General features: G+C 41.8%; 11 protein-coding genes. 3 read left to right on the top strand and 8 right to left on the bottom strand.

What is annotated here, in order from left to right:
* Positions 1 to 286 precede the first annotated feature (286 nt).
* On the bottom strand, positions 287 to 1,480 hold the full coding sequence (gene sbmA / locus G4D73_RS13480; protein WP_005267165.1) for a peptide antibiotic transporter SbmA: 1,194 nt from the start codon (positions 1,478 to 1,480) through the stop codon (positions 287 to 289).
* Between the two features lie 503 nt (positions 1,481 to 1,983).
* Here sbmA and G4D73_RS13475 point away from each other — a divergent pair.
* The 3 genes from G4D73_RS13475 to G4D73_RS13465 all read left to right on the top strand — a co-directional run bounded on the left by G4D73_RS13475 (position 1,984) and on the right by G4D73_RS13465 (position 5,513).
* A complete protein-coding gene (locus G4D73_RS13475; RefSeq protein WP_004279347.1) occupies positions 1,984 to 2,178 on the top strand; it encodes a hypothetical protein in 195 nt (64 codons plus the stop codon).
* A gap of 1,063 nt (positions 2,179 to 3,241) precedes the next feature.
* Entirely contained in the window at positions 3,242 to 4,123 is an 882-nt protein-coding gene (otsB, locus tag G4D73_RS13470; RefSeq protein ID WP_213686972.1) for a trehalose-phosphatase, read from the top strand.
* A complete protein-coding gene (locus G4D73_RS13465) occupies positions 4,080 to 5,513 on the top strand; it encodes a trehalose-6-phosphate synthase (RefSeq protein WP_004279343.1) in 1,434 nt (477 codons plus the stop codon). The genes otsB and G4D73_RS13465 overlap by 44 nt, the downstream gene beginning before the upstream one ends.
* A 25-nt stretch (positions 5,514 to 5,538) precedes the next feature.
* On the opposite strand, the gene G4D73_RS13460 is transcribed toward G4D73_RS13465, so the two are convergent.
* The 7 genes from G4D73_RS13460 to katE form a co-directional block, all read right to left on the bottom strand.
* Complete coding sequence (locus G4D73_RS13460) at positions 5,539 to 6,783, bottom strand: MFS transporter (RefSeq protein ID WP_004279342.1); 1,245 nt, start codon at positions 6,781 to 6,783, stop codon at positions 5,539 to 5,541.
* A gap of 205 nt (positions 6,784 to 6,988) precedes the next feature.
* Positions 6,989 to 7,702 carry a glycosyltransferase gene (locus G4D73_RS13455; RefSeq protein ID WP_039902017.1) on the bottom strand — a complete coding sequence of 238 codons (714 nt, stop codon included), beginning with the start codon at positions 7,700 to 7,702 and terminating at the stop codon, positions 6,989 to 6,991.
* A complete protein-coding gene (locus tag G4D73_RS13450) occupies positions 7,699 to 8,313 on the bottom strand; it encodes a class I SAM-dependent DNA methyltransferase (protein WP_004279340.1) in 615 nt (204 codons plus the stop codon). The genes G4D73_RS13455 and G4D73_RS13450 overlap by 4 nt, the downstream gene beginning before the upstream one ends.
* Positions 8,303 to 9,088 carry a PIG-L deacetylase family protein gene (locus G4D73_RS13445; RefSeq protein WP_213686971.1) on the bottom strand — a complete coding sequence of 262 codons (786 nt, stop codon included), beginning with the start codon at positions 9,086 to 9,088 and terminating at the stop codon, positions 8,303 to 8,305. The genes G4D73_RS13450 and G4D73_RS13445 overlap by 11 nt, the downstream gene beginning before the upstream one ends.
* Entirely contained in the window at positions 9,076 to 10,059 is a 984-nt protein-coding gene (locus tag G4D73_RS13440) for a hypothetical protein (protein ID WP_004279337.1), read from the bottom strand. Before G4D73_RS13440 ends, G4D73_RS13445 begins: the two co-directional genes overlap by 13 nt.
* A gap of 52 nt (positions 10,060 to 10,111) precedes the next feature.
* Complete coding sequence (locus G4D73_RS13435; RefSeq protein ID WP_004730408.1) at positions 10,112 to 10,321, bottom strand: hypothetical protein; 210 nt, start codon at positions 10,319 to 10,321, stop codon at positions 10,112 to 10,114.
* A 71-nt stretch (positions 10,322 to 10,392) separates the two neighbouring features.
* Complete coding sequence (katE, locus tag G4D73_RS13430; RefSeq protein ID WP_213686970.1) at positions 10,393 to 12,516, bottom strand: catalase HPII; 2,124 nt, start codon at positions 12,514 to 12,516, stop codon at positions 10,393 to 10,395.
* Between the last annotated feature and the right edge of the window lie 256 nt (positions 12,517 to 12,772).

Below are 12,772 nucleotides of genomic sequence, written 5' to 3'. Positions count from 1 at the left end.
CCTGAACAAGATCAGCATAAGAATAATTTCCTCAACGTACACTCGTTATTTTTATACGTCAAACCACCGGAAATTAAACGCCATCTTGGCTGGCCCTTAGGATTCTAGACAAGAAAAAAATATCTGAACACCCCAATATTGGGAGGCTCTGACACGATTTACCTAAGTCATCTGACCAACGGTCAGATCGATATTTTCCATTGGATTTTGTAAATTAACTCGCCCTAAAAAAAGCCAAACCTAAAACTGTTTGGCTGATAAAGCAGGATAATAATATGAGAAAAAATTAATCAATATGTGATTCAAATGCTTTTAAGCGTTTATAGATCGACATCAGTTCAATAATCGTCGGCCAAGACAGAATCAGATACTGGAAAGATTCCCGCACTTTGCCAAATACATTCAGGATTTGCATCATCAAACCAAGAGTAATTGCCCCTGCTGCAATACTTGGAAACAGAATAAATAATCCGTAAATATTGTCTAACTGCAAGTACCAGATCCGAACCATGTTGAAATAAGCATAGTGAAAATACAACCGGAAATAATTCCAGCGTACCCGGCTAAACAGTTCTTGTAATGTCAGCGGATGTGCGCGATCAGCATAGTCTTCGCCATAGACCAGCTCTTTACGATAGGCTGCCTCAACTTTCTGGTTATTGAACTCCAGTCCGGGCAATTTCATTCCCACGACCATTAAAATGACCGTACCCAATACCGCCCAGCCGATCGAGGCCCACATTAAAGCATGCGGTATTTCCCCTACAATCGGTAAAACTTTCACATGACTAGAGAGCTGATATAAGATCGGCAGGAATGCCATCAGCAACATCAGCGCTTCGATCAAGGAAACACTTAACTGCTCCGTGGTTTTGGCAAAGCGCATGGTATCTTCCTGGATACGTTGTGATGCACCTTCAATATGACGTAACTGCTCCCAATGTGCGGTGTAATAATCATTCATCGCGGTACGCCAGCGGAAGACATAATGGCTGACAAAAAACAGGTTAAATACCGCTAAAGTGACATAAACCATCGCAATATAAATAAAGGTTAATGCGCCTTGATACAGCAATGAAACATCCCCACCACCCTTAGTGAGCATTTGTTGAATCTGATCATAAAACGGGCTATACCATTCGTTTAATACGACATTGACCTGTACCCCGAACCAGATATTAAACAGAATAAATGCCGAGCCCCAGACCGACCAGCGCTGCCATCGGTGTCTGGCTTTCCATTGCCAGAACAGCGCAAATATCGTAGTTGCTATGAAATACCAGAGATAGAACCAGATGAATTGAGCTGACCAGAAACGCCCGATACCGATTGTAAGCTTTTCATCAGAATAACCTTCAGGAAAACCCAGATAGGTTCCCCATCCTGATCCGCCACTATGCCAAAGTACAAGATTAATGATAAACCACAAAATCAGGCTGCTAAAAAACCAGACGGGTTGCGGGAAAAATGACTTAAACATGCCGACCCAGTTCTCCTTATGTCTCTTGGTCATCCAAATGACGCATAGTTTATTCTTATTTTAGATTTTTACTGTTATAAAGCATTAATTTTCAATTTAGTGTAAAAAAGGATAGAAAGATATCGAGTCTCTAGAAAATTATTTTTATCATTCAGCTCTGCGTTATGATTTTCCTTATATTCTCGATTTTTATCATTTAGCCGAGCGATATCAAAAAACAGAAAAATCATCATGTTTTTGACCTTTCGTTATTTTGATAGACTTTTTTATGCCTGTTATCTGTCGGGTTTATGTAAAAGAACTTCATGCTTCTGAGCACTGCGAGAATAGGATGAAAATCAGACATACTGCATGTCTTCTAGGTATCTTTAATCTAAATAGAGCACTACTCCCTATTTGAATAAGTCATTGATCAAGTTCTCAGTTTTTGAAGAAACAGTTAAATTTTCAAAAATCATGCTATGATTTAATTATCGAAAAGTAATCTTATTTTGGAAAAAACTATGGAAAGTTCAGTAATTGAATTACTTAAACCGGTGACTCTACAAAAAGAAAACTGCGACCCTATTATTTTTGAAGCCGGTACTGTTTTGAAAGTGGTGATGCAGACTCCAACCAGTCTTCTGGTCAGTAATGATGATGACTTTAACTTTACCATTCCTTTAAAAGACAAAAATGAAGTGTGGCGAGAAATTTGAGTATTTTTCTCTTATGCAAATAGATGGGTTGTATCTGAGTTGGGTTTCTTAACTTATAGGATACGACCCTTAGCTTTTCTCCACTTTGATTGCTCTTTTATTATTTTTTCAAAAAATTATTTCTTTCCTCTTCTGTCATCATTTACTGATTTTAAATTGGCTCATATCCATTTGAGCAAAAAATTCTGTTTAATTGAAACATCATTTAGTTTTGTAACCTATGTAAGATCACTAATGATCTGTTTTCGATCTTTTGTATCTACTCTGTCCTTGCGATGACACCTTTACATCTCTTCTCTCTGTTTAGCTCAACTTCATCTAATACCTACGCTTCGATTCAAAAAAAAGAATATTCAAGTTATTTTCAGAGTTTAGTCATAGAACTGGCGTTCATCTTTCTTCGATTTTTTATCCTCTGATAAAATTTATCAATAAGAATTAAAAAATAATCTGAGATGCTAAATTAAGAGGCTGTTTAAATTGTATAGCTCTGCAATTGGTCCCAAGAAAATTTGATAATACGAAATTTCCCTCTAGCCAATATTAGTATTTTTTCTTTTAAGACAGCTTAGCCAATCTTAAAAATTATTAATTTTCATAAACTTAAGTTAAATATTTTAATTATATATACCTGATTTATAAATTTATTTAGATTATTCTATTTAAAAAGATCTCAAAATTACATCTCCCTCATATATTTAAAAATAAAAAAATAAATTAATAATAAATACTATATTCTAAAAAATTAATTAAAAAATACATATTCAAAAATAAAGATTAAATAATAAATCTTATTATGTAAAATCCTGAAAAACAATCAATCCAAGAAAATCTTAAAATATAAAATCCTCATAATTTATTTTTAAAATTTATTAACAATACTGGATTTCTACCAAAATATTTCTAAATCTTACAAAGTAACTGTACTTGTTAAAAGTGTTTCGTTTCTGCACTTAAAGCCAGTCTGTTAAATGAAATATGTTATAAATTTAATCAAAGCAATGACCATTCAGGTAATTCTAACTTTTAAATCAATTTAACTTCAGAGGCTTAGGTAGTATTTATGTCGACTCTAAAAGAAGATCAAGACCTAGAAGATTCACTTGCTACATCTTCTTATATATTACCTCAAGTGATTTTAAATCAGCTCAAACCTATTATTTATTCTCACAAACTTGTTTTATTTCTTGATATTGATGGAACCATTTCTGAATTCCACCCAGATCCAGCAAAAAGTATAATTAAGAGCGGAACCTTAAATACCTTAAAAGAGTTACAACAATATATTCAGCTAATATTAGTGACCGGTCGCTCAATTGCACAAGCCCAAAAAATTATTTATCCATTTGACTGGAATATTGCCGGTTCTCACGGTTTTGAATTAAGCTATCAATCGCGTTTAAGCAAGTTAATTGATTTAAATCCTGAACAGTTTGAATTATTAAAAAATTATATTACAGAACATAGTAATAATATTCCTCAGATTCGAATAGAAATTAAAGACTATTCAGTCGCCCTGCATTTTCGTGAACATCCCCATTTAGAGCATCAAGTGCATGCATTTGCCTTGAATTGTCTCACTCATTTTCAGGATTTTGAACTTAAGGCTGGAAAGTTTGTATTTGAACTGGTGCCCAAAGGGGCAAATAAAGGTTCAGCCATCCAACAAATTATGCAGCAATATCACTTAAGTGATCATTACCCCATTTTTATCGGAGATGACCTGACCGACGAAGCCGGTTTTCAAGTCATCAACACATTCAAAGGCTGCTCTATCAAAGTCGGTACAGGCAACACCGTGGCACAACATCGCCTCGAAAACGTGACTCAAGTACAGGCTTTTCTAGCGGAATTTTTAGAAATACTGAAAGCACAACAACAATTATTATTGGAGAAATTACATGTCGAAACTCATAGTGTTATCAAATCGTGTAAATCTACCTAAGTCAGACAATACACAGGCAGGTGGATTAGCGGTGGCATTGCAGGATGCTTTGCAGGATATAGGCGGTATCTGGGTTGGCTGGAATGGATCCCGAGTTGACCAGACGAAAGAGCAGAAGTTTCAAATCCTGAAGCATCAAAATGTTGAATATCACACGAGTCCATTGACTGAATCCCAATATCAAGGCTTTTATTGTGGTTTTGCCAACAATGCATTGTGGCCGCTGATGCACGACCAGCATCAACTTGTAGATTATCAGCCGCAGGATTTTAAGATCTATCAGGATGTCAATTTACGCTTTGCCAAGCACCTGAAACAGGTAGCATCTCCACATGATATTATCTGGATCCATGATTATCATTTTTTAAGCGTGGCGCATTATTGCCGTAAACTGGGCATGCGTAACCGTATTGGCTTTTTCCTGCATATTCCCTTTCCTGAACTAAGGCTCTGGCAGACTTTAGCCGCTCATCGCGATCTGGCACATCATTTGGCCAACTACGATGTACTGGGTTTGCAGACCTCTCGCGATCAGGAAAACTGTTTAAATTTCCTTGAACAGACCTTAAAAGTGCAGCATCGTCACAATGAAATCCTGAATTATCAATCTCGAAAGATTCATGTGAAATGCTATCCGATTGGTGTGCATCCTGTGCAACTACAAAATCAGGCCTCAGATAGTCATCCAGAAAAGCTTCCGTTTGATCTGAATACAGTGCAGCCTTATAAAACCATCATTTCAGTTGACCGGATTGATTATAGTAAAGGCTTATTGGAAAAAATCGGATCTTTGCAGAGCTTACTGGAAGATCAGCCAGAGTTTAAAAATCAATTCCAGCAATTACAAATTGCCTGTCCATGCCGACTGGATGTAAAGACCTATAAGAACCTGTATATGCAATTTAAATCTGCCGTGCATGAACTTAATAGCCAGCATGGCACAGCGGACTGGTTACCTTTCGATTGCAGCTATGATACTTTGGGCCATGAGGCATTGATGCAACTGTATCGTAAGGCAGATATTTGCTGGGTAAATTCGATCCGGGATGGTATGAATCTGGTCGCCAAGGAATATATTGCTGCACAGGATCCTTTAGATCCGGGTGTCTTGATTCTATCTAAATATGCCGGTGCTGCTGAACAAATGAAAGAAGCCTTACTGGTCGATCCTTATGAGCATGACAGTATGGCTAAAGCTTTGAAGAAGGCGCTGCGCATGTCTAAATCAGAACGTTTAGAGCGCTATCGTTATTTAAGCCAAGGCTTGAAAAATTTCGATATTATTCGCTGGCGTGATCAGTTTATCACTGACCTGAAAAACTCACAAAGCCTGCGGATCTATCGTCCGGTGGCTGCAGGAGCTTCAAACCAGTTCAGTGTACATGCCTAAATTTTTAAGTAAAAAAACACCAGCATTAAGCTGGTGTTTCATTTTGAAGAGGAGCCACAATCTCTTCGCTTTGTTGTACTTCGCTTGGGTCTGCAGTGAGATGATTCAAAATCACAATACTCAATAGACCAATCGCAATGACGCTAAATACCAGACTCAATCCGATGATTTCACTACCAAAGCCGACCAATGCTGGCCCAATCAACGAACCTGTATAAGCAAATACCGATACATAAGACAATGCCACATGTGAAGCCAAAGTTTTCTGACGTCCTGCACGGGAAAACATCAGCGGTACAATGTTGGCACTACCTAAACCTAAAATCGCATAGCCGACCAACACCACTTGCCAGACTGGCGCAAAGACTACGGTTAATAAACCGGTTGCAGCCAATAGTGCGCTTAACAGAATCGTATTTTTTTCACCAAACTGCTGAATAATCAGGTGTCCACTAAAACGTCCCAGTACCATCAAACCAGCAAAGAAACTATAAGCTAAACCGGTTTGCGCCGCAGGCAGGCTGAACTCAGTAGCAAGATAAATACCACTCCAGTCCATGGCGGCACCTTCCGAAAGAAAAGCCACAAAACAGATCAGACCAATACCTAAAATTGCCCAGGTCGGTGCTGCTTTTTTTACCGGTTGTTCTGGTGATGTTTCTTCTACCGCTGTTTTTGGCTCAGCACCCAAACTTAAAGGAACAGCGAATAAGGCAATAAGCAGCAAAATTACACTGACAATCACCGCACCGGTTAAAGGCGCCAAGCCAAGTCCCATTAACATGGTCATGCCCAGTACGCCTGCCAGACCACCTAAACTACACACTCCATGAAAACCCGACATTAAACTTTTACCGAGTTTTTTCTCAATCTGTGCAGCCTGGATATTGACAGTCACGCCCAAAGCACCGGCACTGGCACCAAAGAAAAACAGGCTGATTGCCATCATTAAATGATTCGGACTATAAGCCAGAGCAGGCAAAATAAATAAAAATGCACTGAGAATTACGGCCAAAACAGCACGGCAACCCAAGGCATTGGCCAGTCGACCGGCCAGCGGCATCGCCAGCATTGAACCGATTCCGGCACACAGCAATAACAGGCCAAAATCAGCATGATTTAATAACAGGCGCTGCTGTGCATATGGAATTAAGGGTGCCCAAGCCGCAGTACTAAAGCCCAAGCTAAAGAAGCACAACGCAGTCGCTATTTTCTGCCATAGATATGGTGATGGAGACTGAATTCGAGAAAGCAGTGTTTGATTGAACATTGTATTACCACAAAAGAAGGCTCAGGCATCCATTACCGTTCATCCATAGAAAAACCCCACAGACTTATAGTTGAAATATATAAGTATGCGGGGCTGAATTTGCGTGAATTATAAACAGAATAAATTTAAATGGAATAGTTTTTAGAACCAAATTTTAAGATTTTTTACAAGTATCTGATTGTATAAAATTTATAGTTTTATGCTTTTATTTGCATAGACTGATCGGTTTTTTCGCGGCCTGCTTAAGCTCAAGTTTTTGCAGAAAATGGGCAAAACCTGCGGCAATTTTTGAGTTAAGACGACTGCTGGTGGTAACTCTCAGTTGATTCGACCAGACAATCTGCGCGCCGGCTTTTTCTAAACGACGGATGAAATCAACATCCTCATGACAGTCCAGTTGCTGAAACCCATTGACCTGTATATAAGCCGAAGCTTTAAAACACAGGTTTGCGCCATGAATATGCCGATGTCCCATGCTGTCCTGATAATGTCGGAGATAAGCCTGACGGGTTTTCCGGCTTAAATGATCCCATTGATCCAGCTCGACTACACCACAAATCGCATCGGTGGGTTGATGCTGTAACATCACCTGAAACCAATCGTACTGTACGAATGAATCGGCATCGGTACAGCAAATCCAGTCACAGCCTTGCTCGATCATTTGCTGAATGCCTACATGGCGTGCCTTACCGACATTTCGGAAGTCGCAACTGATAGCTGGAATGTTCATTTGCTGAACTTTAAGTGCAGTGCTATCGGTACAATGGTCCAAGACCACGAGAATATGAATCTCGGGAAAATTTTCTATTGTTTTAAAATATTGAAAAAAATAAGTTTGTGCTGATTTTAAGGCCAACAGGCAGCGTTCAATATAGGCTTCTTCATTACAGGCCGGAATCACCACACCGATTTTTTTCATCTTAAGCCCTCCTGCTCTGCTACGGATTGTGCTGAATTCAGCCACAGATCTACCAAAAAATCGGAGTCCTGCAAACTTAAACGATGTGCATAGTTCAAATGCGCTTTGAGATACTGATGGACATCTTCACCATTTAGGCTAAATCCCGAGATCGACGCGCGCCAATGACAACTCAAGATACATCCACCCGGTTCGAGTGCAGTATGCAACCATGTCAGCACCTGTTGCAGAGCAATCGGATTTAGATAATATAAAATCTCGCTGACGACAATGAGCTGAAATTTCTGTTTAGGCAACTCATCTGGCACGATCCGCTGTAGCACCTGCACATGCGGATACACTTGTAAACGCTGCTGTGCCAACTGGATCGCAGTATCATTGGCATCCAGACACATTAAGCTATCTGTCCGCTGCGCTAGTTCCTGACTGAATATGCCGTTACTGCAACCAATTTCAATCGCGGAGTCAAACTGCAAGCGTGGCAAGACCGCCAGACAAATCTGCCGTTTGCGCTGTTCATACCAACGCTGTTCATATTGCCAGGGATCTCCCTGATTCAGGGCATACAAGGCATCGAAATATTCCTGATCATAGGCTGCTTTACTGTTCATACAGATACACCTCCCAGGGCTGTAAAATACGTTGTAATGCCTGCTCTGGCAGAATCGGTGATTGATCTATCGTCGGATCAAGTTCGATCTGGCTCTTAAAACACCGCGCAGCTCGAGACTTATATTGTAATTCTTCCTCAGTTAATTTGAGTTGATGAGCGACGGTCCAGGGAATTCTGGTATCTCCAGGTGTTGCCCAATGCCATGCCCAAATCAAGACCTGAATACAGGGCAAATGAAGTTCAGTGGCCAGCTGCTGTGTGACCTGCCCCGTAATTTCATGATCTGGATGTCCATCATGAACAAATGTGCTAATTAACACATCATTCGGTTGCAGATAAGATTGCAGATGCTGTTGCAACACATCCCGCTGTTCGGCCACCTTGCCATCTTGAATATCTAAAGCGATCCGCAAGATATTCTGTTTTAAAGGTAACGCTTCTAAAGCTGCTCGCGTTTCAGCAGGACGAATCTGGTTCAACTCTTCGGGAGTATATAGACTAGAGCCGGGATGACTGGCTGTCCCATTGGTAACGGCAAAAAGTATGATCTGATAGCCAAGTTTGTCCAGACGCTGAATCAGGCCTCCACAGCCCAAAATTTCATCATCAGGATGAGGGGCAATGATGCAGACTCTGGCATCTAGAGGAATAATCTTAGGAATATCAAATTCCGGCATCTGTTGCAGGATCTGACAGGAACGCCATTCTTCAAGTCTTGTGCCTTCACCATGGATGACACGATCCCCTACAATCTCATGTCTTATAACGTCCATAATTGTTCCTCCTGTGCAGTCAGCTCGCCAATCCGCTCCAAGTCAAATGCAGCATGACTTTGACGAATAAATACCGGAAGATCTGCTGCAAGCCGAGCGAAATGCGGATGCTCACAATACGGCCCAGCACCAAGTGCCTTACCTACATGAGTTAGTACATTTAAGGCAGTCGCTTCCACCTGAGCACGTAGGCTACGAATCTTTAACTCATGTGCGTGTTGCGGTTGCTGATCAATCAATGCAGCAACTTGATAAAATAAGGACTGTGTCGCTAAAAGCTCCCGACTAATTTCACCGAGATACATGGCCTTATAGGCATGCGGTTTTAACAATACTGCCTGTCTTAAATATTCAGCCAAACGCACGGTTGCGCCATACCAGCACGCGGCCACACCTGCGGCGCCATGCCAGAATCCGGGCCGATCCAGATAGGCATTTGGAGCTGCGACTTTTTCCGCCTTAACCTGATCCAGTTCAAGCCGGGCAGTCAAGGTATGCTGCATGCCCACTGCCTGCCAGGCATCCTGATGATGCTGAATGCCTTCTTGTGACAAATCTAGAATCAGTAATTGGGATTGTTGCTGCTCATCACGGTAAGTCAGCAGACCGTGTTGCACCCAGACCGATGCAGAACACCAGGGCTTAATTCCGCTTAGCTTTCCTGCTTGCAATGTTAAAGGTTTGGGACCGCCTTCTGCCGCCCATACTGCCCATAAGCCTTTTTGTTCTACCGGAATATTCAGTTCATGCAGAATAGCTAAAGCATCTAAATGCGATTCATACAGTTTGCCCAGGCTCAAATTGCTTGCCGAAACCTGACTAAGCATCTGCCAGCGTTTTAAGGTCGCTCCGGAAGCGGGATAAGGCACCTGAGCGGAAATCTCTACCAGCTCCATTAAAGTGTGGTGAATTTTTTCTTGTAGCTCCAGAGGAGAAGTTTCAAATCTTTGTAATATTGAACCGAGGTTCATGCATGCGGTTCCTCATAAAATACGGATAATGTTGTTGTGTTTGTAAAGTCAGTTAATGAGAAAGCTTGCGCATTTGTTTTAAACGTGTGGTCAGCCCTAATACCTTACGGCGTGCATTAATCTCTTCTTCATTGAAACAAAGTTGCTGCATCAGTTCAGCTAAAGGCAAATGATTATGTTCAATCAGATAAATATCCTGCTCTCTGCTCCATTTGGCTTGCTGTGCTTGCGCTAACAACTTTTTGACGTCCGGTCTCACCATCTCTTCATCCATTTTAAAACCATGAGGATAGAAGCCGGAGCCTCTATCCTCTAAAACATAAATTGGATCGTTTAGGCAGGAATTGCTTCCGCAATCGCTTCACGCGCCCAGACACGATGGTTCAGGATCAAAGTCTTGAAGCTATCTTGTACTGCTTCAAACTGTCCGTTTGCCAGAGTTCCTTCATCGCTAACCAAGCGCAGATCCTCAATCAGCTTGCCTTTATCGCCCAGGAACACGATTGGTTTTAAATGCTTGTAAGCTTCCAGCAGATAATGAGTCGCCACACCATCTTTCATCACCACATCGTAATTGTCACCGTCAGCAATCACCACAGCATCATAGGCAATGGATGGTTCTGCTTTTTGCATACCATCGGAAGGAATCACCTCGCCTTGCTGACCCAGTACCGGGCCCGGTTTTGGGGTCAGTACATCGACCACAGCCCCTTCTGATTCTGCCCAAGCTTGAACAGCTTTGATACTGGCCTCATTGGCCTTGTCGTGCACCAATAGCGCAATTTTGCGTGCCTTAATATCTTCAGGTTTAAATGCCTCAAAAGATAAACGTGGTGAAACCTGCACCTCTGGCAATTTTGCCGCCTTTTTCTCTGCCGGAATTTCAATACCCAATTGGTCAGCAACCTGCTGTGCCAAGTCCAGATCGATATTGCAGAGCACTTCAAGTACTTCACGTTCACGAATATATTTGCGCTCCACCTTGCTCAGCTCGAAGACATAGGCATCGACAATATGCTTCTGTTCATGCGGCGTCTGGCTGCGGTAGAAAAGACGGGGCTGACTAAAGTGATCACTGAAAGATTCGCTACGCTGACGGATCTTGTGTCCATCAATACGTTCCTGATAACTTTCAAAACCACCGCCTTGTGCTGCGGGCGGAGTTTCAGCCGGCCAGTTATTGTCAATCGAATTAGGCTCATAACTGGCTTGACCGGTATGTACAATACGCTGATGTAAACCGTCACGCTGGTTATTGTGGAATGGACAAACCGGCTTGTTAATTGGGATCTGGTGGAAGTTTGGACCACCTAAACGGCTAAGCTGAGTATCGGTATAGGAGAACAGACGTGCTTGTAATAATGGATCATTGGTAAAATCTAGTCCTGGCACAATATGTCCCGGACAGAATGCCACCTGCTCGGTTTCACCGAAGAAATAATCAACATTACGGTTCAGCACCATTCTGCCAATCGGCGTCACCGGCACCAGTTCTTCCGGAATAATTTTGGTTGGGTCCAGCAAGTCGAAGTCGTACTTCATCTCATCTTCTTCTGGAATGACCTGTACACCCAACTCCCATTCCGGATAGTTACCGGAGGCAATCGCTTCATATAAGTCACGACGATGGAAATCCGGATCTTTACCCGCCAGTTTTTGTGCTTCATCCCAGACCAGTTGGGCGAGACCCTGTTTTGGCGTCCAGTGGAATTTAACAAAAACCGCTTTATTCTCGGCATTGATAAAACGGAAAGTATGTACACCAAAGCCTTGAATGGCTCTTAAATTACGCGGAATACCCCGATCCGACATGGCCCACATCACCGCATGTGCAGATTCAGGCACTAAGGAAACAAAATCCCAAAAAGTATCATGTGCAGATGCACCGGTAGGAATCTCGGTCTGTGGTTCAGGCTTGACTGCATGTACAAAATCCGGGAACTTGATCCCATCCTGAATAAAGAATACCGGCGCATCATTCGCTACCAGATCGAAGTTACCTTCATCCGTATAAAACTTGGTCGCAAAACCACGAATATCACGTACCGTATCTGCTGAACCACGCGGGCCCTGTACGGTAGAAAAACGCACAAATACTGGCGTTTGCACATTGGTATTGGTCAGGAAGCCTGCCTTGGTCAGTTTTTCATTACCCGGATAAGCCTCAAAATAGCCATGTGCGCCGACACCACGGGCATGCACAATACGTTCTGGAATTCGCTCATGGTCAAAATGGGTAATTTTTTCCCGGAGAATAAAATCTTCGATCAAGGTTGCACCGCGAACGCCTGCCTTGAGACTGTTCTGGTTATCGGAAATTTTAACCCCTTGATTGGTAGTGAGTGCCTGTTCGGTCGCATCACTGCGATATGCGTCGAGCTGTTCACTTTTTTTATTGGTATTTTGTTTGTCTAAACCGTCTTTACCAGTCGCAGGGCTATTGGCCTTAATTTTCATGATGTATTCCTTGCTGAGCTTGAGTTTAGTTCAGATATTTTTGGTCTATCTCAAAGTCGCTTGAGCTTATATATTGCATGGCTTACCGAATCAAAATCATCCCGCAAGTCAATCTGCTACAGCCGATCCTGTATCAGCCTCACATTTCTTCTGAATATGCTGACTCGAAGCATTTTTGCTCTTCTGGGAATATTGTTATTGGTTTCGCCTGTGTCCTAACATAACTGCATTTGAGAAAGAGATTTATTATTGTTTG

The organism is Acinetobacter sp. WY4 (assembly GCF_018438165.1).
Lineage (GTDB): Bacteria > Pseudomonadota > Gammaproteobacteria > Pseudomonadales > Moraxellaceae > Acinetobacter.
This window is presented reverse-complemented; position numbering and strand designations above follow the sequence as displayed.

What these genes read in the sequence shown, in the direction of transcription:
- sbmA (WP_005267165.1), bottom strand. Translation starts at nt 1,480, where the DNA reads ATGTTTAAGTCATTTTTCCCGCAACCCGTCTGGTTTTTTAGCAGCCTG.
- G4D73_RS13475 (WP_004279347.1), top strand. Translation starts at nt 1,984, where the DNA reads ATGGAAAGTTCAGTAATTGAATTACTTAAACCGGTGACTCTACAAAAA.
- otsB (WP_213686972.1), top strand. Translation starts at nt 3,242, where the DNA reads ATGTCGACTCTAAAAGAAGATCAAGACCTAGAAGATTCACTTGCTACA.
- G4D73_RS13465 (WP_004279343.1), top strand. Translation starts at nt 4,080, where the DNA reads ATGTCGAAACTCATAGTGTTATCAAATCGTGTAAATCTACCTAAGTCA.
- G4D73_RS13460 (WP_004279342.1), bottom strand. Translation starts at nt 6,783, where the DNA reads ATGTTCAATCAAACACTGCTTTCTCGAATTCAGTCTCCATCACCATAT.
- G4D73_RS13455 (WP_039902017.1), bottom strand. Translation starts at nt 7,702, where the DNA reads ATGAAAAAAATCGGTGTGGTGATTCCGGCCTGTAATGAAGAAGCCTAT.
- G4D73_RS13450 (WP_004279340.1), bottom strand. Translation starts at nt 8,313, where the DNA reads ATGAACAGTAAAGCAGCCTATGATCAGGAATATTTCGATGCCTTGTAT.
- G4D73_RS13445 (WP_213686971.1), bottom strand. Translation starts at nt 9,088, where the DNA reads ATGGACGTTATAAGACATGAGATTGTAGGGGATCGTGTCATCCATGGT.
- G4D73_RS13440 (WP_004279337.1), bottom strand. Translation starts at nt 10,059, where the DNA reads ATGAACCTCGGTTCAATATTACAAAGATTTGAAACTTCTCCTCTGGAG.
- G4D73_RS13435 (WP_004730408.1), bottom strand. Translation starts at nt 10,321, where the DNA reads ATGGTGAGACCGGACGTCAAAAAGTTGTTAGCGCAAGCACAGCAAGCC.
- katE (WP_213686970.1), bottom strand. Translation starts at nt 12,516, where the DNA reads ATGAAAATTAAGGCCAATAGCCCTGCGACTGGTAAAGACGGTTTAGAC.